A 23,623-nucleotide genomic window follows, 5' to 3' on the forward strand; every position below is an offset into this window, starting at 1 on the left:
GCGCCCTCCTTCACCGGTGAAAAAACAGCGCCCGTCCCCGCATGGGACGAGCGCTGCGGCTCGCGTTGCCACCCACGTTGATGCCCACCCCGGGGCAGGCATCCCCTCGGCAGGGCCGCACGGCAGTGGGGCCCCCTCCCTCTGCTAACGGCGGGAGTCTCCGGCACAGCCTACGCAGCCGGGCGGCGTCCCGCCGCCGGACGGCACCGCGCCGCCCACACGGCCTTCGACTGCGCAGCTCGGGGGCTGTCCGGTTCCGCCGCCTTCCCGCCGGCCTTTCAGCCTGAGGGCCGGCTCTCTGCAGGGGGCCTTTGCGGAACCCCGTTCCCCGTCATCGCCTTTGATCCTGCATTCTAATGATGTTTCCACGAGGTGTCAATACCCTAAACCAAAAGTCGGAGTCCGCGGGGAACTGCAGTCAGGGTGACGGGCAGGCTGCCGATCACCTCGCCGTCCACCTGCGTCAGCGGTCCGTGCTCCCCGGCGGCGGTGATCCGGGCGGTGCGCGCCTTGCGGTAGATCACCCCGGGCAGGTTGCGGTGCAGCCCCACCAAAGCGGCGGACACGTACGCCAGATAGTCTCCCACCGCCTCCGCGGTGAAAATGCAGATGTCCAGGCACGGATCGGTGAGCGACGCGTCGGGCGTGAACTGGAACCCGCCGCCATAGGCGCGGGCGTTGCCCGCCACCACGAAGCGGCCCTCCACCGGCGGTTCCCCTTCCAGGTGCACCAGGAAGGGCGACAGGTCCCACCGCCAGATGAACTGCATCGCCGCCACGAAGAAGGCCGCCTTGCCGAAACGGCGCTTCAGCTCGGGGTCCACCGAACCGGCCACGGCGGCATCCAGGCCCACGCCGGCCATCAGCAGGAAGTAGCGGTCGTTGGCCCGGCCCACCGTCACCTCCTGCGTCCGCCCCGCGAGGACCCGCCGGGCCATCTCCTCGGGCCGGTGGGGCAGCCGCAGCTCGGCGGCCAGGACGTTCGCGGTGCCGCCGGGCCAGAAGCCTAAGGTCGCGCCCGTGCCCATCACGCCCTGCAGGGCCTCGTTCATGGTGCCGTCGCCGCCGTGGGCGAGGATGAGGTCGTACCCCTCCGCGGCCATCTCCCGGGCGATCTCGGCCGCGTGGCCCGGCCGCTCCGTGGGGCAGATGGCCACCGTGCGGCCGGCGGCCCGGAGCGGCGCGGCCAGCCGCTGCAGCAGGCTCATCCGCTCCCGGGGCCGGCCGGAGGCGGGGTTGTAGATGACCGCGATGCGCCGGAACTCCACGCACGACACCCCCTACTCGCCGTAGAGCAGCCGCAGGTGTGCGACCTTGCGCCGGGCCAGCTCCTCCACCCGCTCCACGTAGGCCAGCGGGTCGTTGGGGTTGGCGGGCGCCTTCAGGAGCCATCCGCGGTTCTCCCCCAGGGGCTTGAACCACTTGGACGTGGCGCCGCCGCCCAGCCCGATGACGGTCTGCCGCTCCTCCATCATCTGGATGTTGTACAGCGACTCCTTGCCCGGCAGGGCGTAGCCCACGTTCTCCAGGGCCCCCACCATGAACTTCTGCCGGTACAGGTAGTACGGCCGCTGGCCCATGGCCCGGGCGGTCTCGGCCGCGTCCTGCACCAGGGCCTCGGCCTCGGCGTGGGTGAGCGCCCTGAGCACCTCTCCGGCTGCGCCCTCGGCGTGGATGCGGGAACCCCGCTTGACGGCCAGGGTGTGGACGGTGAGGTTGTCCGGCCTGAGCCGCTGCATGTCGGCCAGGGTGTAGTGCACCTCGTCGGGGCCTTCCCCCGGCAGCCCGATGATGATGTCGGTGTTGACCGTGAAGCCCGCGGGGTGCGAGCGCACCAGGTCGTAGGCCCGGTAGAACTTCTCCACCGTGTGGATGCGCCCCAGGTGCATGAGCGTCGCCTGCACGGTGGTCTGGGGGTTGACGCTCACCCGGTTGACCCCGGCGGCGGCCATGGCGTCCAGCTTCGCCCGGTTGAAGGTCTCGGGCCGGCCGCCCTCCATCGTGTACTCCGCGGGGGCCTGGCCCCGGAGCAGGGTCTCCTCGGCCGTGCGGAGCATCCAGGCGAAGTCCTCGTCCCGGGGGCTGGTCGGCGTGCCGCCGCCGAAGTAGATCGACTCCACCCGGAGCCCCAGCTCACGGATCGCCTGGCCGATGATCGCCATCTCCCGCCCCAGCGCCTCCAGGAAGGGCCCGACCTGGCTCCGGTGCTGCTGGATGGGGTAGATGGAGAAGGAGCAGAAGGAGCAGATGGACGGGCAGAACGGGATGCCGATGTAGAGCGACACCGCCCGGGGGTCCCGCCCGAGGAACGGCCGCTGCAGCCGGGCCACGCCGGCGACCAGCTCCGCCTTCTCCCGGGAGAGCCGGTACTCGCCGGTCAGGCGGGCCACGGGATCCGGCTCGCCCCGGTCCAGCATCTGGTGGACCAGCTTGGTGGGCCGCACGCCGGTGAGGATGCCCCAGGCGGGGCGGAAGCCCGCCAGCGGCGCCAGGGCGTCGATCAGGAGCCCCTTGGCCAGCCGGCGCAGCCGGTGCTCGAAGGTGCGGGGGCTCTCGTCGGGCTCCTGGGCCAGTTCCCCCTCCGCCCGGTGCGCGCCGCCGGGGCCGTGGGCCGTGACGGCCACCCGCCAGCGCCGGGACGCGGGCCCGAGTTCGATCGCGCCGGGCCCGTCGCGCCCTTCGGGAAGCGCGGCCACATCCACGCGCCAGCGGAGATCATCCGCCGGCGGTTCTGGGCTTCCCGGAACCCACACCGCAAAGGCTTCCCCGGGGAAGAAGACGTGGCCCATCTGCGTCAGGTCATCAACGAACACGGGGCTGTTGCCCCGGAGCAGGATCCCTGTCATGGCGCACCACCTCAAAGGGGGCCGCGGCTCTCGCCCGGCCCCCGTTCGCACTTGCTTCCGCTATTCACGCTTACCCGCATGGCCGGGGACGTATTCGTCCCAGCCCCACAGCCCGAGCAGCAGGTTGAGCAGCCCCAGGCCCATGAGCACATAACCGGTCGTTCCGCCGATCGCGATGCCGAACATGATGGACAAGGCAAAGAGCAGCGGGCTCAGGGCCTTCCACAGGTACGCCCGGCGCACGAAGCGGGGCGCCGGGATGCGCCGCCGCACCCGAGCGGCGGCCGGTGCGCCGGCCTTGCGCCCCCCGGCGCGGGCCTGCGCCCGGGCCTGGGCGCGCGCGGCTTCCCGCTCTGCGGCGCCCGCAAAGGCCGTCCGAACGGCAACCACGTTGGGAACGATCAGGGCCACGCCGAGCAGGGCGACCCCGATCACCGCAATCAGGATCATAGGTGAACCCCCCACAGTTCAGGCGATGATCCTTATATATACTACTTGCTTTTGTTCAAGTCCTCCCCGCCGTTACCCCATCCGGTCGAGGATGTCGCAGAGCTTGACGAGATCTTCCTCCGAGAGGTTCTTCACCATCTCGCGGAAGGCTGCCCTGCGCCGCTGAATCGCCGCCTCCAGCGCCTGCTCGCCGTCCGGGGTGATTTTGACCCAGACCACCCGCCGGTCCCGCTGATCCCGCTCCCGCTCGGCCAGCCCCGCCTTCACCAGCCGGTCGACCAGGCCGGTCGCCGCGCTGAGGGTGACGGTCAGCTCATTGGCCACCTCGGTCACCTGCAGCGGCCCGCGGCTCCGCAGCGCCTTCAGGACGATCATCTGGCTCATGGACATCTTCGGTCCCGGAGCTACCTCCTGGTAGGCCGTGGTCGCCGCGGTCATCACACGTACCATGTTGTCGAACGAGGCCTCCAGTTTCGGGAGATAGGCTTCGATGCGGCCAGATTCCATTCAGACACCTCCGGGCCCGAACTTTACGACGTTAACATTCAATTCGACCAGATTATACAGGTAGCAGGAAAGGACTGTCAAGAACGCGCCCCGCGCCGTGCCGGCCGCAGCCGCCCCGGCGCCGCTACGCCAGGAACGGGTTGTAGGCCTTCTCATCGCCGATGGTGGTGTTCGGACCGTGCCCCGGGTACACAACGGTCTCGGGCGGCAGGGCGAGCAGCCGCGCCTTGATCGACTGGATCAGCGTGCGCAGACCGCCGCCGGGCAGGTCGGTGCGGCCGATGGAGCCGGCGAAGAGCGTGTCGCCGGCGAAGAGGTGTCCCGGGGTGTACAGGCAGATGCCGCCGGGGCTGTGACCGGGCGTGTGGATCACCCGCACCCGCAGGCGGCCGGCCTCGATCTCATCGCCGTCCTGCAGCAGCCGGTCGGCCGGGGGGGCCGTCACCTGCGTGCCGAAGTACAGGCTGCCGTTGAGGGATGGGCTCGTCAGGTAGTCGGCATCGGCCTCGTGGATCGCCACCGGCGCGCCGGTCCACCCTTTCACCCAGCCGACCCCGCCGATGTGGTCGAGGTGGCCGTGCGTCAGGACGATTCCGGCGACCGTCAGGTCGTTCTCGGTGACGCAGGACTGGATCCAGGGATCGGGGACGCCGGGATCGATGACCAGCGCCTGCCGGGTTTCGCTGCAGGCGACGATGTAGCAGTTGGCCATGAAGTCGCCGAGGGCACGGTACCAGATGCGCATGGGATTGCCTCCATAAAGAGGCCGGGACGACGAGGTCCCGGCAAGTGTTGCCGTCTCTACTTCCCAGTATAGGCAGATTGGCCCCCGGCGCAAGTCGAGTGCCCGATTTGCCGCACGGCTCAGCCGGGCAGTGGCGTGCCGGTCACTGCAGGTTGAGAATGCCCAGGATGGCAGACACCAGGACGGCCACGGCCGAAAGGAAGGCGCTCATCAGAAGGGTGGTCGTCTCCTTCTTGCCGTCCAGCCGCCCCTCCACGAAGCCGATCCGGGACTTCAGGGGCAGCAGCAGCGAGCGGATTTCCGCCATCTCCTCCCGATGGGCCGCCCAGAGGCGGGCGCTCTCCGCCCGCTGCCTCTCCAGGCCGGCCTCCACGCGGGTCAGTCGGTTGTGGAGGTCGTCCGTCAACTCGGCCAGGGCCTGAACACGGGACAACAGTTCGTCGGTCCAGGATGCCATACGGTTCACCTCCGCTGTACCCTTTTCCCAATTGTACCGGAGGCGAACCGGACAGGCCATGGATCTCTAACGTTTTATCTCCTGGTGAGCCGGCGGGCCAGGCGGGCCTGCGGCCGGTTCATCGTGCCGGGTCCGCCTGGTCTTCCGGGTCAGAACGTCTTCTCCGAGTCGATGAGGATCGTGACCGGCCCGTCGTTGACCAGCTCCACCTCCATGTGCGCCTGAAACCGGCCGGTCTCCACCTGCAGCCCCATCTCCCGCAGCCGCTGGACGAACCGCCGGTACAGGGGCTCGGCCTGCTCCGGCCGGGCCGCCCGGTCGAACCCCGGACGGCGCCCGCGGCGCACGTCGCCGTAGAGGGTGAACTGGCTGACCGCCAGGATGGCCCCGCCGGCCTCCTGAATCGACCGGTTCATCTTTCCGGCCTCGTCCTCAAAGACCCGCAGGCCGGCGATCTTGTCGGCCAGGTAGTCGGCCGCGGCCTCGTCGTCCTCCCGCGACACGCCGAGCAGCACCACGTATCCCGGGCCGATCTGGCCCACGACCTCTCCTTCCACGGTGACCCGAGCGCGGCTGACCCGCTGTACAACTGCGCGCAAGACAACTGCCTCCTCAGATGATGTCCTGTCCCGGGGGATACGCCCCCTGCCCGAAGAACTCCTCCTCCGTCGCACGCGGCACCCTACCCCGGCACAGGGGAAACGCCCGGTTCGTAGACCGTTCAGACTACTCCTCCAATGGTGCGTGCGCCGGATTGGTTGAGAATCGTTCTCGTTGTACTATCAAGCCAGAAACAGCCGACGAGACCCAGACGTCGCAGACGCCACGCCACCCCAAAACTGACAGGAGGGATGGCCATATGACGAACTTCTTCCAGAGCCCGAAGAGCAGCTGGATTTGGCTCGTCATTCGCCTGTACGTCGGTTACCAGTGGATGGTCGCCGGATGGCATAAGATCGTCGACGGATTCGACGCCACGGGCTTCCTGAAGGGAGCCATCGCCAAGTCGGTCCCGGCGGCCGAAGGTGCAAAGCCCGTCGTCCAGTCCTGGTGGGCAGCCTTCCTCGAAGGGTTCGCCCTGCCCAACGTCGGTCTGTTCAACTTCCTGATTCCCTGGGGCGAGTTCCTCGTCGGCCTGGCGCTCATCCTGGGCTTCGCCACCATCTTCGCAGCAACGATGGGCATGGTCATGAACTTCGCCTTCCTTCTCAGCGGCACCATCAGCAGCAACCCCAACTACCTGATCCTGCAGTTCATCCTCGTCAGCCTCGGCGGCGCCTACGCCGGCTACCTCGGCATCGACTACTACTTCCGGCCTGTATACCGCAAGGCACTTGCACGCATCCTGCCCGGTGAGGGCCACGCAGCAGCGCAGAAAGCCTGACGCAGCACACCCCGAACGGACGCAGAAACGTCTCCGCACGCTTCACCGCACAAGTCCGGCCAGCGACGCAGTCCCGCCGCACACGCCGCAGCACACATCCGGCAGACACTGCACCCACCCAGCAAACGCCGCAGCACACATCCGGCAGACACTGCACCCAAACTTGCAAGATCCGGACCCGGCCCTCACCCGCCCCTCGGATATCCAGAAAGCCCGCCGCGCCGGCGGGCTTTCTGGTTGGGTCGGTGCGGCGGCGGGCGGAGGGCCGCCCTCCGGCTGTGCCAGCCCCACACCTCCCGGGAAACGCTGGCGATGTAGTATCCGGCCTCCCGCGCCGTCATCCCCTGCGTCATCACGACAAGGACGTACGGGTGCCGGTCCAGCACGATGGCCGCGTCGTGGAAGGACGTCTCCTTCGACCCCGTCTTGTTGGCCACCGGCACGTCCGGCGGCAGGCCTGCCGGGATCCGGCCCTTGGACCGCGACGCCTGCATGAACGCCAGCAGCTCCGCCCACGGATCGGGCGAACGCTGGGACGCCTCCCAGATGTTGCGCAGGACGACGCCGAGGTCTTCAGGGGCGATGCGGTTGTGCTGCCAGAGCTGCTGCGGCGTGTGCATCTCAGGGCTGCCGTATCGGATGCCCAGGCTGCGGTAGTACGCGACCATCCGCTGGACGCCCAGCCGGCGCAGCAAGGCGTTGGCCGCCGTGTTGTCGCTGTGCACCAGCATCAGGCGGGCGACCTCCCGCAGCGTCAGCCGGGTGCCGTCCGGGACGCCGTTGAGGATCCCCGACCCGTCCTTCCAGTCCACCGGGCGGATCGCCACGGGCTCGTCCAGGGAGAGTTCGCCCGCTGCGGCCAGGTGATAGAGGTAGTTGGCGATCAGCACCTTCACCGTGCTGGCCGCCGTATGGACCTCATCCGCGTTCACGCCGAAATACTCCTGGGTGGTGAGGTCGCAGTACCAGACGCTGACCCGCCCGGGGGCCCACCGGGTGACCTGCTCGATCCTGCGCACGACCTCGGGGGCGTCCGGCGGTGTCCGCCAGCCCGAGGGCCATCCCGGGGCAGCCGCCGCTGCGCCCGGCGCCAGCGCCACCCACCCCGCCAGCGCCAGGCACAGCCACGGATGCCGCCGGTGCCATGCCCGCCATGCCATCAGACATCACCGGTAGGTAGGTTGCCCCGCCGGACGGGACCTAGCCGCCCTGCGAATCTGCATCCAGCAGCGCCTGGGCCTTGAGCCAGAGGCCGCACTCCACCCGCTTCTTGGTGAGCTCGCACCCGACGGACTCGGGTTGGAAGATGTCGCCGTTCAGCAGGTCGGCATTGGCGTGGCAGCCGCCGCTGCAGTAGTACCGGGCCCAGCAGGTCGGGCAGGACGCCTTGGTGTAGATGTGGCAGCCGGCCAGGCGCGCCTGCAGTTCCTTCTCCACGATGCCCTCGCGCACGTTGCCCATGCGGAACTGTTCCCGGCCGACGAACTGGTGGCACGGGTAGAGGTCCCCCTCGGGCGTCACCGCCAGGTACTGCACGCCGGCGCCGCAGCCCTGCACCCGCCGGGGCAGGCACGGACCCGTCTCCGCCTCCACCGCGAAGTGGTGGAAGGTGATGGGACGACCTTCTCGGCGCCGCCGGTCCACCTCGGCCGCCAGCCGCTCGTACTCGGCCAGGAGCCTGGGCAGGTGCTCCTCCCGGAGCGCGTACGGCGCGTCGGGCGTCGCGATGACGGGCTCCAGGGAGAAGTGGGGCGAGCCCATTTCGTCCACCATGTACAGGGCGTCCTCTGCAAAGTCGAGGTTGTCGGCCGTGTAGGTGCCCCGCAGCACCGCGTAGGCCCCCCGGCCCGTCGCCCCCTGGGCGGCGCCGTACTCCCACGCCGGGCGGCCGCCCGGCGCGCGCCGGTCCAGCACCATGCGGATGGCCTCCTCCACCCGCCGGCTGGAGCCGCACCGCTTCGCATCGTGCACTTCGGGCCGGCCGTCGAGGCTCAGGATCAGGCTGACCTCCTCCCGGTCCAGCTCGTCCAGGATCTCGGGCGTCAGCAGCGTGGCGTTGGTGGTCAGGGTGAAGGTGAAGCGCTTGCCGGCCCGGCGCCCGGCCTCCCGGGCGTAGGCGATCGTCTCCCGGACCACGCCCCAGTTCAGCAGCGGTTCGCCGCCGAAGAAGTCGATCTCGCACACCGGCCGGGAGCCGCTCAGCCGGATCAGCAGGTCCACCGCCCGCCGGGCCACCTCAAACGGCATGAGCTGTGCCCGGCCGCCGTAGGTGCCGTCGTCGGCGAAGCAGTAGGTGCACTTCAGGTTGCAGGCGTGGGCGACGTTCAGGCAGATCGCCCGCAGGGGGTCGCCGGGCTTCGGCATGACCGGCTCCCAGTCGGGCAGCGGGGCAAACAGCAGCCCCTGCGCCCGGAGTTCGGCGATCTCCGCCATCGCCTCGGCGACCTCGTCCGCGCCGTAGCGCGCCCGCAGGGCGTCCAGCTCCGCCTGAGGGGGGCCCTCCGCACCGAACGCCAGCAGATCCCACACCAGATCGTCCACCTGGTGCAGGCTGCCGCTATGGATATCGAGCACCAGCTTGGTGCCCTGCATCTCAAACCGATGGATCTCACCGTGCTGCACCGTCGTCTCCCTCCCAGAAGAAGGGCCGGGCGCTCTGCCCGGCCCCTCACGCTACCGCCTGGTGGCTTCGAGGATCCGAACCTGCTCTGCCGCAGGGCTCGTCAGACTGCTGACGGAGCAGACGATGTTCCCAACGGTGCAGGAGGTCTTGCAGGCCGACTGGCAGGAGACAGCGCAGTCGGTACAGCCCGCGAACTGCACCGTGGTCTGCAGCCGCGGCGCCGACAGGATGCGGATGTGCCTGGCCAAGGAAAACCCTCCAATCGCATGGATTACAACATAGTAGTATAACCCTTCCATGCGTGAAGCTGTGTAGTGCGAAAGTGCCATTCTCCCGTAGTCCCTAAGCGCCAACGCGGGCGGAGCTCGGGCGCCGTGCCCGCTGAAGCGCACCCACAGCCCGCACGAACACGCTGCATGCACGCAAGGCGGCGGATCCCCCACAACCGGGGATCCGCCGCCCTTCGCCCCTAGAACGACGCCTCCAGCTCGTCGATCAGCGAACCCACGTAGGCGACCGCCTTGCGGATGGGATCGGGCTTCGTCAGGTCGACGCCCGCCCGGGCCATCAGCTCCATGGGGGGCAGGCTGCCGCCGAGCTTCAGGACCTCCACCCACTGCTCCGCCGCCGGCTTCCCTTCTTCCTTGATGCGCTGCGCCACGGCGGTGCCGCAGGTGAGCCCGGCGGAGTACGTGTAGGGGTAGAGCCCCATGTAGTAGTGGGGCTGGCGCATCCAGGTGAGCCGGGCCCCCTCGTCGATGACCACCTCGCCGCCCCAGAACCGCTCCAGGATGGCGCCCTTCGTCTCCGAGAGCAGCTTCGCCGTGACCGGCGTGCCCTGCTCGGCCTGCTCGTAGATGCGGCGCTGCAGCTCCGCCTCCAGCAGGTGGCGGACGAAGTTGTGGTGGTAGGTCATCAGGAGCTGCATGATGACCCAGCGGCGCATCCGCCGGTCGTCCGTGCCCTTCAGGATGTGGTCCGCCAGCAGCAGTTCGTTGGTCGTGGAGGGCGCTTCCACGAAGAACAGGGCCGGTTCCACGTTGAGGAGCCGCTGGTGGCGGTTGGCCAGTTCGAAGTGGCCGGCGTGGCCCAGCTCGTGCGCCAGGGTGAAGGCGGAGCGCATATGGCCGGTGAACGTGAGCAGGATGTACGAGTGCGCACCGTAGGGCGACGTGCAGAAGGCGCCGGCCTGCTTGCCCACGTTGTCGGCCCAGTCGATCCAGCGCTCCGTGAGGGCCCGCTCCATGATGGCCCGGTACTCCGGCCCGAGCACGCTCAGGGCCTCCAGCAGCAGCTTGCGGGTCTCGTCGAAGGTGATCGACGGGTTGTACTCGGGGTCCAGCGGCGCCTCGATGTCGCAGTACCGCATCTCATCGAGGCCGAGCACCCGCTTGCGCAGCCGGGCGTAGCGGCGCATGTGCGGGGCCAGCTCCTCCTGGATCACGTCCAGCAGGTTGTAGTAGACCGCGTGGTCGATCTGGTGCGAGGCCAGCAGCATGTGGGTGACCGACTCGTATCCCCTGAGCCGGGCGAGGACGACGTTCTTCTTGACCTCGGTCCCGAAGGTGGCCGCCAGGGTGTTCTGATAGGCCTTCAGGCCCCGGGTGAAGGAGTCGAACGCAGCCCGCCGCACGGCCGTGTCGGCCGAGAGCTCCAGCTCATCCTCGTACAGGGAGAAGGAGACGGGCAGGGTGCGTCCGTCGGGGGCCGTAACCGGCTCGAAGGTGATATCCGACGACCGGGCCCGCTCGTACGTGACGAAGGGCGCCTCCATAACCTCGCCCAACGCCGCCAGCGCCTCCTCGGTCTCGGGATGCAGCTTGTGCGGGCGCTCGATCAGGATCTTCTCCAGCCACGGCCGGTAGACCGCGAGTTCCGCATCGGCCGCCATCCACGCCTCCACCTGTCCCTCCGGCAGGGCGAGGATCTCCGACTTCAGGAAGGACGTCGCCGCCATGAACTGGGCAGCCAGGGCGTAGGCCATGGCCCCCATCCCCTGGTACTGCGGATCGGAGCCGTCCTCGCTCACCCGAAGCTGGGCGTAGGTCGCCCATCGATCGACCCGCTCCATCAGCCCTTCGAACGCCTTCAGCGCCAGGGCGAGCGTGGCCGGGCCCTCGGCCAGGCGCCCCTTGTACTGGGTCACCGCCGGCAGGTCGGCCTCGATCGCCTTCCGCTCGGCCTCCCAGGCCTCGGGCGACGGGAACAGGTCTTCCAGCTTCCAGGTCTGCTCCACAGGCACTTCGTTTCGGCGGAGCCGCATGACACATTACTCCTTCCTTTCCCAAGTGCACAGGCAAGAACTGTATTCGACAGCGGCAGAAGGGTCCCTTCCCGCAGGCCGCGGCCCATCCGGGGCTGCGGCGCTGCACGGCATGCCCGCATCCCGGGCGGCGTTCGCTTACCTCAGGTCGCCGAGGGTCGCCGCCCAGGACTTGCCGCCATCGCCGCTGCGGAGGATGGCCGTCTGCCTGTGCTGGCTGTCGCTCACGACCAGCCAGCCCGTCCGCGTATCCACAAAGGACATGCCCGCGGCCGGCTTGCGCGGATCGGCGATGGGGATCTTGTCGCCGGAAACCGGCGGTGCTCCTCCCAGGGTCACCCGTGCCACCTCCAGGTGGCCGGCAGCCGGTGAGTAGACCGCCACCCTGGCGGTGTCCGCCCGCGCATCCAGAGCGACCGGATACCCGCCGGGGCCTGCCGGAGCCTCCGGCGCTTCCGCCGCAAACGGCCAGGGCCAGAGGGACCGGTCAGCCGGGGAGTCCAGGTCCGGCCCTGATCGTCCTTTGACGGAGGCAGCCAATGAGAAGACGCCGGCGCGTTCTGCGTCGGCGTTGTGTTGCTCTGTGGCCGGGTCTCCGGGCAGACCCATCACGCCTGCTTGACCCGCTTGCTGCGCCGCTCGTGGACCACGCGCTCCACGTGCATCACGTCGCGGACCTTGCCGATCTTGTTCATCACGTACTGCAGCTGCTGGGCGTCCTTGATCTCCAGCACCAGATCCAGCGTGGCGATCTTCGACTTGTTGGCCCGGCTGGAGGTGGAGAGCATGTTGATGCGGGCGTCGGCGATGATCGACACCACGTCGGCCAGCAGGCCGGAGCGGTCCAGCGCCGTGACCTGCACGGCGACCGGGCTGGAGGTCTGGTAGTTCTCCTCCCACGCCACCTCGATCAGCCGGTCCGGGTCCTTGGCCAGGTCCTCCATGTTCGGACAGTCCAGCCGGTGCACCGTGACCCCGCGGCCGCGGGTGACGTAGCCGATGATCGGGTCGCCGGGCACCGGCGTGCAGCACCGGGAGAGCCGCACCACCAGGTTGGAGACGCCCTTGACCCGGATGCCGTTGGAGGCCTTGCCGTACCCGGACCAGTCCTTCTTCTCGATCTCGACCGGGGCAGGCGGCTCCTGGGCCCGCTTCTCCTTCTCGTACATCTCCCGCAGCCGGGAGACGACGGAGCCGGCGTTGAGCGAGCCGATGCCGATGGCCACGTACAGGTCGTCGACGTCCTTGACGCTGACGCGCCGGCAGACCTCGGCCAGCCACTCGTCCCGCATCAGCTCGTGGGCCTCGATGCCGGTCTTCTGAATCTCGCCCTTCAGCATCTCCTTGCCGCGGGCCAGGTTCTCCTCCCGGCGCTCCCGCTTGAAGAACTGGCGGATCTTGTTCTTGGCCGAAGCGGTCTTGACGATCTTCAGCCAGTCGATGGAGGGCCCCGGCGACTGTTTGGAGGTGAGGATCTCCACCACGTCGCCGTTCTTCAGCGCCGTGTCCAGCGGCGCGATCTTGCCGTTCACCTTGGCCCCGACGCAGCGGTAGCCGATGTCGGAGTGCACGGCGAAGGCGAAGTCCAGGGGCGTGCCGCCCGCAGGCAGGCTGAACACGTGGCCCTTGGGGGAGAAGACGAAAACCTGGTCGGAGAAGATGTCGACCTTGACCGACTCGACGAACTCCCGGGCGTCGCGGATCTCCTGGTGCCACTCCAGGAGCGACCGCAGCCACTGCAGCTTCCGGTCGAACTCCTTGTCGGTCTTGCCCTCCTTGTAAGACCAGTGGGCCGCCACGCCGAACTCGGCGGTGCGGTGCATCTCGCGGGTGCGGATCTGGATCTCGAAGGGCTCGCCGTGGGGTCCGATGACCGTCGTATGCAGCGACTGGTACATGTTGGGCTTCGGCGTCGCGATATAGTCCTTGAACCGGAGCGGCAGGGGCTTCCAGTGGCTGTGGATGATGCCCAGCACGGCATAGCAGTCCTTGACCTCTTCCACGATGATGCGGATCGCGATGAGGTCGTAGATCTGCGAGATGTCCTTGCCCTGCCGGTACATCTTCTTGTAGATGGAGTAGAAGTGCTTCGGGCGGCCGGAGATCTCGGCGTGAATGCCCTCTTTCTCCAGCACCTCCCGCAGCTGGTCCATCAGGTCCTGGGTGATCGCCATCCGCTCCTGCCGCCGGCGGGCCACCAGGTAGGCCATCTCCTGGTACCGGTCAGGCTCCAGGATGCGGAAGGCCAGGTCCTCCAGCTCCCACTTGATCTCGCTGAGGCCCAGCCGGTGGGCCAGCGGGGCATAGATGTCCATTGTCTCCTGCGCAATGCGCACCTGCGCGTCCGAAGGCTGGTGCTTCAGCGTGCGCATGTTGTGGAGACGGTCAGCCAGCTTGATGAGGATGACCCGCAGGTCCTTCGCCATCGCCAGAAACATCTTGCGCAGGTTCTCCACCTGCGCCTCGTCCCTGGATGTGAACTGGAGCCGGTCCAGTTTGGAGACGCCGTCCACCAGCGAGGCGACCTCCTTGCCGAACCGCTGCTCCAGTTCCTCAAACTTCACCCCGCAGTCCTCGAGCACGTCGTGCAGGAGGGCGGCGGCGATGGATTCGGCATCCAGTTCCAGCGAGGCCACGATTTCCGCGACAGCCACCGGGTGGGTGATGTAGGGCTCACCGGAGCGCCGGCACTGCCCGTCGTGCGCCTGCCGCGCGTATTCGAAGGCGTTCTGAATCAGGGCGACATCCGCGGTCGGATTGTACGCGAGCACCTTGTCGATGAGCGGTTGGATATCGATCACGGCTGTCACCCCCCCCTTTCCCGCCTGTCGCCGGTCTCAGAACTGCACCAGCGAAATGACCTCGTGCCCTTCCAGGCGCTTCCTGCCGCCCAGCTCCGTCAGCTCGATCAGGAACGCCACCCCGACCACCTTGGCGCCCAGCGACTCCACCAGGTCGATGGTGGCCCGGATCGTGCCGCCCGTGGCCAGCAGATCGTCGACCACCAGCACCTTCTGGCCCGGCTGGAAGGCGTCCTCGTGTACCTCCAGCGTATCCTCGCCGTACTCCAGTTGATACGAGATGCTGCGGGTCTTCCAGGGCAGCTTGCCCGGCTTGCGCACGGGCACGAATCCTGCGCGGAGCCGGTACGCCAGCGCCGACGCGAAAATATAGCCGCGGGCCTCCGGGCCCGTCACCATGTCGATCCCCATCGGCTCAAAGTGCGCGGCCATGGTCTCGATCGCCGCGTGGAAGGCCTCGCCGTCCTTCAGCAAGGTCGTGATGTCCTTGAAGGAGATCCCGGGCTTGGGGAAATCTTCGACCGTGCGGATCTTGGACTGGAAATCCATGAATCTTAGCCCCCTCACATCTCATTATATTGCCTGTTTCGCCGCGGGCCAACATTCGCGAATCAGGCACCGGCGGAAGTCGGGAACGTGCGCCTGGCGGCAAGCTGAGCCCGGATCTCCTGCCCGCGCCGGTAGCGGGGGCTCGCTTCCAGATCGAACCGCACGCCGGGCGCCGCGGACAGCCGGCCGGCCCCGTCCACCAGACCGATTTCCCTGAAGATCGCCATCCCGCTTTCGTACCGCAGCCGGTTCCAGGGCCCCGGGAGTTCGCCCAGGCGCCGGGCCAGGGCCGGAGCGCTCGCCTCCCCCGCCTGCAGGAGGCGGTAGAGGTGGACGAGCACGTCCCGGTCCGGGCAGGGCCAGCCGATGGCCTCCTCCGCGCGGGCCCAGTCCTCGTCGTCCCAGAGCAGGTGGACCCGCTCTCCCGGGTAGCGCTGCGCCGCGTAGGGCGGGTGCCAGAGGACGACGTCGCTGTATGCGCCCCGGCCCACCTGGCCGTGGGCGGCCACCACCAGCCGCCCGGCCTCCGGCTCCGGTTCTCCCGGCAGCCACAGCGCCACCGCCTGCCGCATCTCCGGGCCCAGCCGCTCCAGCCGCTCAGCCAGCGCAGCCGCCGCCCAGGGACTCCCCGCCAGAGCCAGCACCCGGGCGCCGTCCGGACGGCACAGGGACGCGAGGTACAGCAGCTTGGGATCCTCGTCCTCGCCGGGGCCGCCCAGCTCGTCTTCCGTGTCCGCCCCCGTGTCCGCCGCGGCCGCCGCCACTTCAGCGCCGGGTGCGGCCATCGCCGCCAGCCGTTCCGCGAGCCGGCTGCCGCGGGCGTCGATGACCTGCGCCGGCGCGGCGGCCAGCGGGCCGTCCGGCGCAGACGGCGCAGGGTCCCAGGCGAGGCAGTGCGCCTCGGTCAGGCGGGGCGGGCGGAGGGGGGGACTGCCGCCGGCGGCCGCCTTCATGTCCTTCAGCACCAGCTGGATGCGGCTGCGGCCCATGTACGTGTTGATCTCCGGCTGGTACGCCACCGCGATCCGCTGCCCCGGTTCGGGCATGGCAGGCGCCATGTTCCAGCCGACGGCCTCCACGGGGGCCGGCAGGCCGCCGTCGCCGGGCTGCAGGAACAGCTTCAGGTGCTGCCCCTCCCGGCCGATGGCGCGCCCCTCCACCACCCGGAGCCCTTCCGTGGCCAGCACCGGCGCCGGATTTCCCAGGCCGAACGGCTCCAGATCGGCCAGCTCGGCGATCAGCCGCTCGTCGATCTGGTCCAGCGGGACGAACGCGTCCACCCGCTGCTCGGGCACCAGGTCCTCGGGCTGCAGCCACTCGGCCGCCAGCCGGTTCAGCCGCCGGCGCAGCTCCGGGACCAGATCCCGCCCTCTCAGGCTGAGGCCGGCGGCCGCCGCGTGCCCGCCAAACCGGGTGAACAGGTCGGCCATCTGCAGCAGCGCCCGCTGGATGTGAAACCCGGGAATCGAGCGGGCGGATCCCCGCACCTCATCGCCCTCCACGGAGAGCAGAACGGTGGGCCGGTGATAGACCTCCAGCACGCGGGAGGCACAGATGCCGACCACGCCGTGGTGCCAGCCCTCCCCGGCCAGGACGAGGGCGTACTCCCGCTCCTCGGGGGGCAGCGCGGCCGCCTGCGCCAGCGCCTCCTCCAGGATCGCCGCCTCGATCTCCTGCCGGGCCCGGTTCTCCGCATCCAGACGGCGGGCCAGTTCCATCGCCCGGTCCGGGTCTTCGGTCAGCAGCAGTTCGACGCCCGCATCCGCCGTGCTCATGCGGCCCAGCGCGTTGATGCGGGGACCCAGGGCAAAGCCCACGTGCCCCGCGGTGACCGGCGGCTGAACGCCCGCCACCTGCATCAGCGCGTGCAGGCCCGGCCGCCGGGTCCGTCCCAGCAGGGCCAGCCCCTCCCGCACGATGGACCGGTTTTCGTCCACCAGCGGCATCAGGTCGGCCACGGTGCCCAGGGTCACGATGTCCAGCAGGTCCCAGACGTTGGGCGCCTCCAGGGCGAGCGCCAGTTTAAACGCCACCCCCGCGCCGGCCAGCCCCTTGAAAGGATAGGGACAGTGCGGCTGCCTGGGATTGACCAGCGCCGGCACATCGGGCAGCACCGGCCCGGGCTCGTGGTGGTCGGTGACCACCAGCGTGATGCCCAGCTCCCGGGCCAGCTGCGCCTCGGCCACCGCGGCCACGCCGGTGTCCACCGTCACCACGAAGTCGTACCCGCGCTCCCGGATGGCCCGCAGGGCGCCGGCGTTCAGGCCGTAGCCCTCGCTGAAGCGGTCGGGGATGTAGTACGCCACCTCCGCCCCCAGGGCCCGCAGGGCCAGTACCAGCGTGGCCGTTGCGGTCACCCCGTCGGCGTCGTAGTCGCCGTAGATCATGATCGGCCCGCCGGCACGCAGGCGCGCGCGGATCAGGTCGACGGCTTCCCGCATGCCCTTCAGCCGGAAGGGATCGTGGATCTGGCCGCGCCCCGGGGTCAGGAACGCGTGCGCGGCCTCAGGCGTGGTGAGCCCGCGGTTGATCAGCACCTGCGCGGTGACGGGCGAGATCGAAAGCTGTCGCGAGAGCAGGCGGGCGCCGGCCGGATCCGCCGGCTCAGGCCGCCATCGTTTGGGTCGATAGGGTCGCGCCAACCCGTGCTCACTCCCCGCAGACCATGTACCGCCCCCCGCAGCGCGCGGCTGCCGGGGGGCGCTTTCCCGAGTCGGACCTTTCTCCTTTCGAGAAAACCGCGGGTGATCCCTGCACCGGGGCCGCGCGATCGCCCATTTCCGTCCCCGCCCGCCTCGCCCTGCGGCCTGCTCAGGGTGCCGCAGCGAGGGCCGCGATCCAGGTCAGGGCGCGTGGGGCGTCAGCCGCTGCCGTTCGTGGTGGGCGATGCGGATCAGCGATTCCTCGGACAGTTCGTCCACCACGTGCAGGGTGCCGCCGGCCTGCCGGGCGAGCTGTTCCAGGTAGCGGCGGGACGGCTGCAGTCCGATGCAGCTGAACGGAATCCGGCCGGCCTTCACCCGCCGTGCGGCTTCGAGGGCGTCGGCCAGGGGATCCACCGACCATTTGGGCACGGTGGGAATGCCGTCGGTGATCAGCAGCAGCAGGGGCCGGCGCACCCGCGAGCCGTGGATCAGCTCCATGGAGCGGGTGAGGCCGTGCGCCAGCGGCGTGAGCCCCATCGGCTGTATGCGCGCGAGCCCCTCCTCGACCACGGTGTAACTGCGGGTGAAGGGCACGTACACCCGCACGTCCCGCTCCTGGAAGGCGATGACGGCGATGCGGTCGCGCGTCGAGACCAGCAGGTGGCGGGCCAGGTGCTTCGCCGCCATGATGCGCCGGCCGGCCATGGAGGCGCTGGCGTCGATGAGCAGGCAGATGTGCAGCGGCTGCTCCGCCGACCGGAGGACGACGTGGATGTCGCGGCGCTCCAGAAGAATGCGCACAGGCCCTTCCGCCGGCAGGCCGGCAGACCGGCGCCGCATCCGCTCCAGATAGGCGCGCCGGATGGCCGCGGTGACGGTCTCGGGAACCGCCACGTCGCCCACCCAGGCCCCCGGCTCGGCCGGCGCCGCGCCGCGCACCACGCCGTACCGCACCTCGGCCGAAGGGGCGCCCGGGCCCGGGCGCCGGCGGCGAAACGCGCCGGCGCGGCGGCCGGGGATCCGGCGGATCAGCTTGCGGAAGCGCAGCTTCACGTCCCGCATCCGCCGGCGCAGGAAGGCCAGGAGCTCCTTTCCCTCGGGCGTGAGCCGCATGCCCCGGATCTCCTTGCGCACCAGGCCTGCTTCCTCCAGCTGCCGCAGGATGAAGGGCGTCTGGTTGCCCCCGCCCTGGTAGAGCGCGGCCCACCCCTGCTCCCGGTTCAGGTCTTCCAGGACGCGCGCCAGGTCGTCCGGCGAGCCCAGCCTGCGGGCGAGCGTCAGCACCTGCAGCATCCGCTGGGCTTCCCTGGCTTCCTGCAGGGCGCGGGCCGCCTCGCCGTTCCCGGCACTGCCCGGCCAGGCGCCGCCTGCCTCCGCGCCCGGCATCCCGGGTGCCGCGCCCGGCGCTGATCCCGGTGATGCGCCCGGCGCTGCAGGCGCCGCCTCCGGCGCCGACCCTGGCGCTCCCGGTGCTGCCCCCGGCGCCGCTCCCGGCCCGCCCAACCCGGGATCGCCAAGACGGCCGCGGCCTTCCAGGGGGCGCCTCGGATCGGGACCCGCCAGGCTCCGGTGCCCCTCCCCGGGGCCCGGACTGCCGGTCCCGAAGCCCGCCCGCAGGCTCTGCGCCGGGCCTCCCGGCGACCTGCCCGGCTGTCCGCCCGGCGCCCTTCCCGGCTCTCCGCCCGCCCGCGCCCGGTTGATGTAGGAGTCCAGGTTGTCCCCGTAGTAACGGCTCAGGTCCGAGTCCTCACCGGCCCGGAGGCCGCCCTGGCGGTGGGCCACCCGCTCCACCCGGCGCAGCTCGACCCCCTGACCGAGGATGGCCACCTCCACGGCGGCGACGATGCGCCAGATCAGGGCCAGGTCCCGATCCGGCAGCAGCCCGGCCAGGTGCACGTGGTTCCTGTGCGCGGCCTTGGCCGAGCGGTTCACCATGCGGTCCATCGCGCTGGTCAGCCGGCCCCCGCCCGTCGCCGTGCCCAGGTCAAAGTAGTCCGCGAGCACGTCCCCGGGCCGGGCGCCCGGCGGGGCCGGGAGCCCCTCCAGGGCGCGCCGCACCGCCGCAGCCACGGCCCGGTGATCCACGTCGGCGACGGCGTGGAACACGTCGATGTGCACCACCTGCCCCGGTTCCTGCAGCCCGTAGGCGGCCTGCCCGAAGTCGACCCCCTGCATGATCACGACCCGGCCCGGATCGTGCATCTCCACCACGTGCAGGCCCCGGCTGACCACGGCCGCCTCGCCCACCCGGACGCCCCGTCCGGCCGCCAGCGTGCCGGCAAGCTTCGCCACCCAGTCGGGCGCGGGTGCCCGCCCGGTCACGGGCCGCTCAGCTCCTCTTCCGTCCGGACCCATTCCTCCGGCGCCAGCGTGCTCAGCGGCCTGGCCGGATGGGGCGGCGCCTGCGCCGGCAGCCTGGCCGGATCGGGCAGCGACGGCGTCAGGCCCAGCCGGGCCAGTGCCCGGCGCAGCCACGACGGGCCGGCCGCAGGTCCCGCCGCACCGCCTGCCCGGGGACCGCCGGCCCCGCTCGACGGCGTGCCGTCCCCGCTGGGGGCCAGGGGACCGGCTGCGCCGTTCCCCGGGGAGCGGCCTGCGCCGTCCGACGGGGGGTCCCCCGCGCCGCCCGCCCGGGCTCCGGCTGCGCCGTCCGGCGGCGTGCCGCCCCACCCGGGGGAGTCCTCTGCCAGCGGCCGGACGGCATCGGCCGCCGACGGGCGAGCGCCCTCCGCCGGTTCTCCCGGACGTGCCGCCGGCTCCCCGGCCGCGGGCCCGCCCCCGCACGGGGCGGTCCGGGCCGGTTCGGCCAGCACGCCGCCGAAGGAGAGGCCGGGGAACCGGGGGCGCGCGGCGGGCACCGGGGCGGCGGCCGGCGGCGCTTCTGCCTGCCCCTCTGCCTGCACCTGCGCCTCGGCGAGGTAGCTGGTCACCCGCCGGAGCATCTCGGGATCCACCCGGTGGCGCAGGGCCATCGGCACCACCCGCAGCAGGTCCGCCCGCTCCACCTCCGTGCGGCCGTCGAGACAGGCCGAGAGCCTGATGCCCGCCTGAATCGCCTCCACCGCCCTGAGCGACTCCAGATCGAACTGGCTGTACAGGCCCGCGACCTGCCGCCGCAGGCTGGGCGGTACGGTCACCTTGCGCAGCTCGGCCGTGCGGAGGGTGAGCTGGGTTCGCCACAGCTCCGCCCGGGTCTCGGCCGTGCGTCGGCGCGGCGCCTCGCCGGGGTCGGCGGCCGCGAGGATCCGCTCCACCACCTCCGGATCGGCGGGCCTGTCGGTGTAGATGGCGAAGTCGAAGCGGTCGCTCAGCTGGCGGCGGATCTCCTCCAGCGGCCCCGGCTCCTCGTCGGGGTTGGAGGCCGCCCACACCGAGACCAGCACCGGCAGCTCCACCGGCGGCAGGCCCGTCTCCTCGATCTGCACGCGGCCCGGCCGGGTGCCCATCACATCCAGCAGCACGTCCGCCAGCTCGGGCGAGGTCTCGGCCAGCCGGTTGATCTCGTCGACGAAGATGATGCCCCGGTGGGCCTGCGGGATGGTTCCGGGCAGCAGCGCGGCCTCGGGATGGGTGGCGCTCACGAGCCGGCTCAGGTCGATGGACCCGACCACGGTGCCGATCTTGGCCGCATGGGAGATCTCCAGGAACGGCATGGGCACCCGCTCCTCGCCCAGCGCCCGCACCTCCTCGGGACTGAGGTCCCGGTGGAGGGGGCAGTGGGGGGCGGCCGGATCACAGTTGTAGAGACACCCGCGTATGCGCCGGATGCGGGGCAGCACCCGCCGGACCCCCCGCATGATCGTCGTCTTGCCGGTGCCCCTCAGCCCTTCGGCGTGAATGTGCAGGGGCCGTCCGGCGAGCGTCGAGACCAGCGACATCTCGACGGCCCGGAAGAGCGTATCGTTGCCGGGATGCCGCACCAGGCCGAGAACGGATTCCATGTCATACCCCCCGAACGTCGCAGCGATCAGTCCTAGTGTAACCAAACCCTGGGAAGAAACTCCCTCGCTGCTTGTCAGTGCCGCCAGAATATCGCTCGACAGACTGTCGATCCGGAAGGCGACGGAAGCCCCCGACGCGGCACGGCGCACCCGGGGCGTCAATGTCGAAAGGGCGCCCCCGAAGGGACGCCCAGTGTCGATGCGGTTGTCGAACAGCGTTAGGCACCGGCGGGCCGGGGGCGGCTGCCGTCCCGGCTCCGTTCCCACAGGAACCAGAGCGCGGCCGCGACCGTGATCGAGGAGTAGGTGCCGGCCAGGATGCCCACGAACAGCGTGGCGGCCAGGTCCAGGATGGTCGACCCGCCCAGGAAGATCATCGCCAGCAGCATGAGCTGCACCGTGACGCCGGTGTAGATCGACCGGGTGATGACCTCCTGAACCGACCGGGTGGCCATCTCCTCCAGCGACTCGCCCTTGTGCCGGTTCTGCAGGTTCTCCCGCAGGCGGTCCATGACGACGACGGTGTCGTTCATCGAGTAGCCGAGCACCGTCAGGATCGCCGCCACGAAGGTCGAGTTGACCTCCACCTGGAAGAGCGCCAGCACCCCCATCGTGATGACCACGTCGTGCAGCAGGGCGATCACCGCGGCCACGCCCATGCGGAACTGGAACCGGATCGAGATGTAGATGACCTGCAGCACCGCGGCGATGCCGACCGCCAGCAGGGCCTTGCTGGTGAGCTCCGACGAAACCGTGCCGGACACCGCGTCTTCGCCGATGACGGTGTACGGCCCCAGGTGGAGGAGGCTCTGGTACAGCCTGTCCTTCTGCTCCGCGCTCAGCTCAGGCGTGCGCACGAGGAACTCAGTGGCCTCGGGGCTCTGCGCCCCCCTGGGCTCCACCTGCTGAATCTGCGCGTCCATCCCCATGGCGGCGCTCATCACCGTGCGCACCTGCTCGATGGACACCGTCCGCTCAAACTGAATGTCCAGCAGCAGGCCGCCGGTGAAGTCGATGCCCAGGTTCAGCCCCCGGAAGAGCAGCGCGCCGACGGCGATCAGCACGGTGATCAGGCTGAAGACCAGGTAGTGCCTGGCGTAGCGCATGTAGCGGATGCGGGTGAGGCCCATTTACCCGGCCACCTCCTTCACGCCGAAGAGGGTGCGCTTGTTGAACCAGCCGGTGTTCACCGCGAGCTTCACCAGCCAGCGGGTGAAGGTGATGGCCGTGAACATCGAGAGGATGGTGCCGACCAGGAGCGTCAGCGCGAAGCCCTTCACCGGGCCGGTGCCCAGCCACAGCAGGATCCCGGCGGCGATGGCCGTCGTCACCTGGGAATCCAGCACCGTCACGTAGGCCCGGTGGAAGCCGGCGTCGATCCCCGAGCGGAGCCCCTTCCCCTTGCGCAGCTCCTCCCGGATGCGCTCGAAGATGATGACGTTGCCGTCCACCGCCATGGCGATGCCGAGGAGCAGGCCGGCGATGCCGGGCAGGGTGAAGACGGCGTCGATGGCCAGGAGGACGATCATGTTCAGGATCGCATAGACCCCCAGCGCGATGTCGGCCAGGAAGCCGGGGATGCGGAAGAGCACGATCATGAACAGCAGCACGCCCACCATGCCGATCCAGCCCGCCCGGAGCGACTTGGCAACGGAGTCCGCGCCCAGCGTGGCGCTGACCATGCGGGCCTCCACTTCCACCAGCTTGATGGGCAGCGCGCCGCCGTTGATCAGGTTGGCGAGCCGGGCAGCCTCCTCACCCGTGAACCTGCCGGTGATCATCGCCTCGCCGTTGGGGATGGGCTCCTGCACCTCCGGCCAGGAGATCAGCTCGTCGTCCAGCATGATGTAGATCGGCTGGCCGACGAACTTGGAGGTCGCCTCGTAGAACTTCCGCGGCCCTTCGCCCTTCAGCTTGAGCGTCACGATGAACCCCTCGCCGTAGGGATTCTGGGCCACGCGGGCCTCGGCGACGTCCCGGCCGTCGAGCACCCGGTTCCCCTCCGGGTCGATGAACTCCAGCACCGCGGTCTTGCCGATGATCTCCCGGGCCTCGTCGATGTCGGCCGCGCCGGCGATCTCCACGATGATCCGGTTCTGGCCGTCGATCTGGACCACCGGCTCCGAGACGCCCAGGGTGTTGATGCGGGTCTCGATGACCTCCCGAGCCGCCTGGATCGTCTCCGGCGTCACCTTGCCGAGATCCGAGTCGACGCCCTGAAGCACGATGTGCGCGCCGCCCTGCAGGTCCAGGCCCAGCTTCATGTGCTGCAGGATACGTGCCGAGCCCGTGTCCGGATGCGGAGACAGGTAGAACCCGATGACACCGCTCACGACCAGCAGGATCAGGGCCAGAACCGCTGCGTTCCAGCCGCCTCTCATGGTCTGTCCTCCTCCAAGTGGAATGACTGCG

At 70.0% G+C, this 23,623-nt stretch carries 19 protein-coding genes and 1 pseudogene; 1 reads left to right on the forward strand and 19 read right to left on the reverse strand.

Annotated elements, in window-relative coordinates:
* Positions 1-383: 383 nt before the first annotated feature.
* The 7 genes from ACZ5UM_RS17140 to dtd all read right to left on the reverse strand — a co-directional run bounded on the left by ACZ5UM_RS17140 (position 384) and on the right by dtd (position 5,604).
* A complete protein-coding gene (locus ACZ5UM_RS17140) occupies positions 384-1,268 on the reverse strand; it encodes a diacylglycerol/lipid kinase family protein (protein WP_464845760.1) in 885 nt (294 codons plus the stop codon).
* A gap of 12 nt (positions 1,269-1,280) precedes the next feature.
* The gene (hemZ, locus tag ACZ5UM_RS17145) at positions 1,281-2,846 is read right to left on the reverse strand and encodes a coproporphyrinogen dehydrogenase HemZ (RefSeq protein WP_464845762.1); all 1,566 of its coding nucleotides are present in this window, start codon (positions 2,844-2,846) and stop codon (positions 1,281-1,283) included.
* A 60-nt stretch (positions 2,847-2,906) separates the two neighbouring features.
* Complete coding sequence (locus ACZ5UM_RS17150) at positions 2,907-3,296, reverse strand: hypothetical protein (protein WP_464845765.1); 390 nt, start codon at positions 3,294-3,296, stop codon at positions 2,907-2,909.
* Between the two features lie 72 nt (positions 3,297-3,368).
* Positions 3,369-3,803, reverse strand: coding sequence for a MarR family winged helix-turn-helix transcriptional regulator (locus ACZ5UM_RS17155; protein WP_464845766.1), 435 nt, complete (start codon positions 3,801-3,803; stop codon positions 3,369-3,371).
* A 124-nt stretch (positions 3,804-3,927) separates the two neighbouring features.
* Positions 3,928-4,548 (reverse strand): MBL fold metallo-hydrolase, encoded by a 621-nt coding sequence (locus ACZ5UM_RS17160; protein ID WP_464845767.1) that lies wholly within the window; start codon positions 4,546-4,548, stop codon positions 3,928-3,930.
* Positions 4,549-4,690: 142 nt separating this feature from the next.
* On the reverse strand, positions 4,691-5,005 hold the full coding sequence (locus ACZ5UM_RS17165; RefSeq protein WP_464845768.1) for a hypothetical protein: 315 nt from the start codon (positions 5,003-5,005) through the stop codon (positions 4,691-4,693).
* A 149-nt stretch (positions 5,006-5,154) separates the two neighbouring features.
* Positions 5,155-5,604, reverse strand: a complete 450-nt coding sequence (gene dtd / locus ACZ5UM_RS17170; RefSeq protein ID WP_464845770.1) for a D-aminoacyl-tRNA deacylase — start codon at positions 5,602-5,604, stop codon at positions 5,155-5,157.
* Positions 5,605-5,864: 260 nt separating this feature from the next.
* On the opposite strand from dtd, the gene ACZ5UM_RS17175 reads away from it, so the two are divergent.
* Positions 5,865-6,389 (forward strand): DoxX family protein, encoded by a 525-nt coding sequence (locus ACZ5UM_RS17175; protein ID WP_464845774.1) that lies wholly within the window; start codon positions 5,865-5,867, stop codon positions 6,387-6,389.
* Between the two features lie 185 nt (positions 6,390-6,574).
* Here the strand turns inward: ACZ5UM_RS17175 and ACZ5UM_RS17180 are convergent, their stop codons facing one another.
* From ACZ5UM_RS17180 to secD, 12 genes and pseudogenes are all read right to left on the reverse strand, one after another.
* Entirely contained in the window at positions 6,575-7,549 is a 975-nt protein-coding gene (locus ACZ5UM_RS17180; RefSeq protein WP_464845777.1) for a serine hydrolase, read from the reverse strand.
* 40 nt (positions 7,550-7,589) lie between these two features.
* Positions 7,590-9,011: a thioether cross-link-forming SCIFF peptide maturase gene (gene scfB / locus ACZ5UM_RS17185; protein ID WP_464845780.1), complete on the reverse strand. Its 1,422-nt coding sequence runs from the start codon at positions 9,009-9,011 to the stop codon at positions 7,590-7,592.
* Between the two features lie 117 nt (positions 9,012-9,128).
* A pseudogene (scfA, locus tag ACZ5UM_RS17190) lies at positions 9,129-9,260 on the reverse strand (six-cysteine ranthipeptide SCIFF); the annotation flags it as partial.
* 221 nt (positions 9,261-9,481) lie between these two features.
* Positions 9,482-11,275 carry an oligoendopeptidase F gene (pepF, locus tag ACZ5UM_RS17195; RefSeq protein ID WP_464845783.1) on the reverse strand — a complete coding sequence of 598 codons (1,794 nt, stop codon included), beginning with the start codon at positions 11,273-11,275 and terminating at the stop codon, positions 9,482-9,484.
* A 138-nt stretch (positions 11,276-11,413) separates the two neighbouring features.
* Positions 11,414-11,659: a hypothetical protein gene (locus ACZ5UM_RS17200; RefSeq protein ID WP_464845785.1), complete on the reverse strand. Its 246-nt coding sequence runs from the start codon at positions 11,657-11,659 to the stop codon at positions 11,414-11,416.
* 224 nt (positions 11,660-11,883) lie between these two features.
* On the reverse strand, positions 11,884-14,085 hold the full coding sequence (locus ACZ5UM_RS17205) for a RelA/SpoT family protein (protein ID WP_464845791.1): 2,202 nt from the start codon (positions 14,083-14,085) through the stop codon (positions 11,884-11,886).
* 27 nt (positions 14,086-14,112) lie between these two features.
* A complete protein-coding gene (locus ACZ5UM_RS17210) occupies positions 14,113-14,625 on the reverse strand; it encodes an adenine phosphoribosyltransferase (RefSeq protein ID WP_464845795.1) in 513 nt (170 codons plus the stop codon).
* Between the two features lie 62 nt (positions 14,626-14,687).
* On the reverse strand, positions 14,688-17,267 hold the full coding sequence (gene recJ / locus ACZ5UM_RS17215) for a single-stranded-DNA-specific exonuclease RecJ (protein ID WP_464845796.1): 2,580 nt from the start codon (positions 17,265-17,267) through the stop codon (positions 14,688-14,690).
* 201 nt (positions 17,268-17,468) lie between these two features.
* Positions 17,469-19,592, reverse strand: a complete 2,124-nt coding sequence (locus ACZ5UM_RS17220) for a VWA domain-containing protein (RefSeq protein ID WP_464845798.1) — start codon at positions 19,590-19,592, stop codon at positions 17,469-17,471.
* Entirely contained in the window at positions 19,589-21,211 is a 1,623-nt protein-coding gene (locus ACZ5UM_RS17225; RefSeq protein WP_464845800.1) for an ATP-binding protein, read from the reverse strand. Before ACZ5UM_RS17225 ends, ACZ5UM_RS17220 begins: the two co-directional genes overlap by 4 nt.
* 218 nt (positions 21,212-21,429) lie before the next feature.
* Positions 21,430-22,341, reverse strand: coding sequence for a protein translocase subunit SecF (secF, locus tag ACZ5UM_RS17230; protein WP_464845802.1), 912 nt, complete (start codon positions 22,339-22,341; stop codon positions 21,430-21,432).
* Positions 22,342-23,592, reverse strand: coding sequence for a protein translocase subunit SecD (gene secD, locus ACZ5UM_RS17235; RefSeq protein ID WP_464845804.1), 1,251 nt, complete (start codon positions 23,590-23,592; stop codon positions 22,342-22,344).
* Between the last annotated feature and the right edge of the window lie 31 nt (positions 23,593-23,623).

Source organism: Symbiobacterium ostreiconchae, from assembly GCF_055396975.1.

Bases quoted from the DNA above. Each gene is read 5' to 3' on its own strand.
- hemZ (WP_464845762.1), bottom strand. From the start codon at position 2,846: ATGACAGGGATCCTGCTCCGGGGCAACAGCCCCGTGTTCGTTGATGAC.
- ACZ5UM_RS17150 (WP_464845765.1), bottom strand. From the start codon at position 3,296: ATGATCCTGATTGCGGTGATCGGGGTCGCCCTGCTCGGCGTGGCCCTG.
- ACZ5UM_RS17155 (WP_464845766.1), bottom strand. From the start codon at position 3,803: ATGGAATCTGGCCGCATCGAAGCCTATCTCCCGAAACTGGAGGCCTCG.
- ACZ5UM_RS17160 (WP_464845767.1), bottom strand. From the start codon at position 4,548: ATGCGCATCTGGTACCGTGCCCTCGGCGACTTCATGGCCAACTGCTAC.
- ACZ5UM_RS17165 (WP_464845768.1), bottom strand. From the start codon at position 5,005: ATGGCATCCTGGACCGACGAACTGTTGTCCCGTGTTCAGGCCCTGGCC.
- ACZ5UM_RS17175 (WP_464845774.1), top strand. From the start codon at position 5,865: ATGACGAACTTCTTCCAGAGCCCGAAGAGCAGCTGGATTTGGCTCGTC.
- ACZ5UM_RS17180 (WP_464845777.1), bottom strand. From the start codon at position 7,549: ATGGCATGGCGGGCATGGCACCGGCGGCATCCGTGGCTGTGCCTGGCG.
- pepF (WP_464845783.1), bottom strand. From the start codon at position 11,275: ATGCGGCTCCGCCGAAACGAAGTGCCTGTGGAGCAGACCTGGAAGCTG.
- ACZ5UM_RS17210 (WP_464845795.1), bottom strand. From the start codon at position 14,625: ATGGATTTCCAGTCCAAGATCCGCACGGTCGAAGATTTCCCCAAGCCC.
- ACZ5UM_RS17225 (WP_464845800.1), bottom strand. From the start codon at position 21,211: ATGGAATCCGTTCTCGGCCTGGTGCGGCATCCCGGCAACGATACGCTC.
- secF (WP_464845802.1), bottom strand. From the start codon at position 22,341: ATGGGCCTCACCCGCATCCGCTACATGCGCTACGCCAGGCACTACCTG.
- secD (WP_464845804.1), bottom strand. From the start codon at position 23,592: ATGAGAGGCGGCTGGAACGCAGCGGTTCTGGCCCTGATCCTGCTGGTC.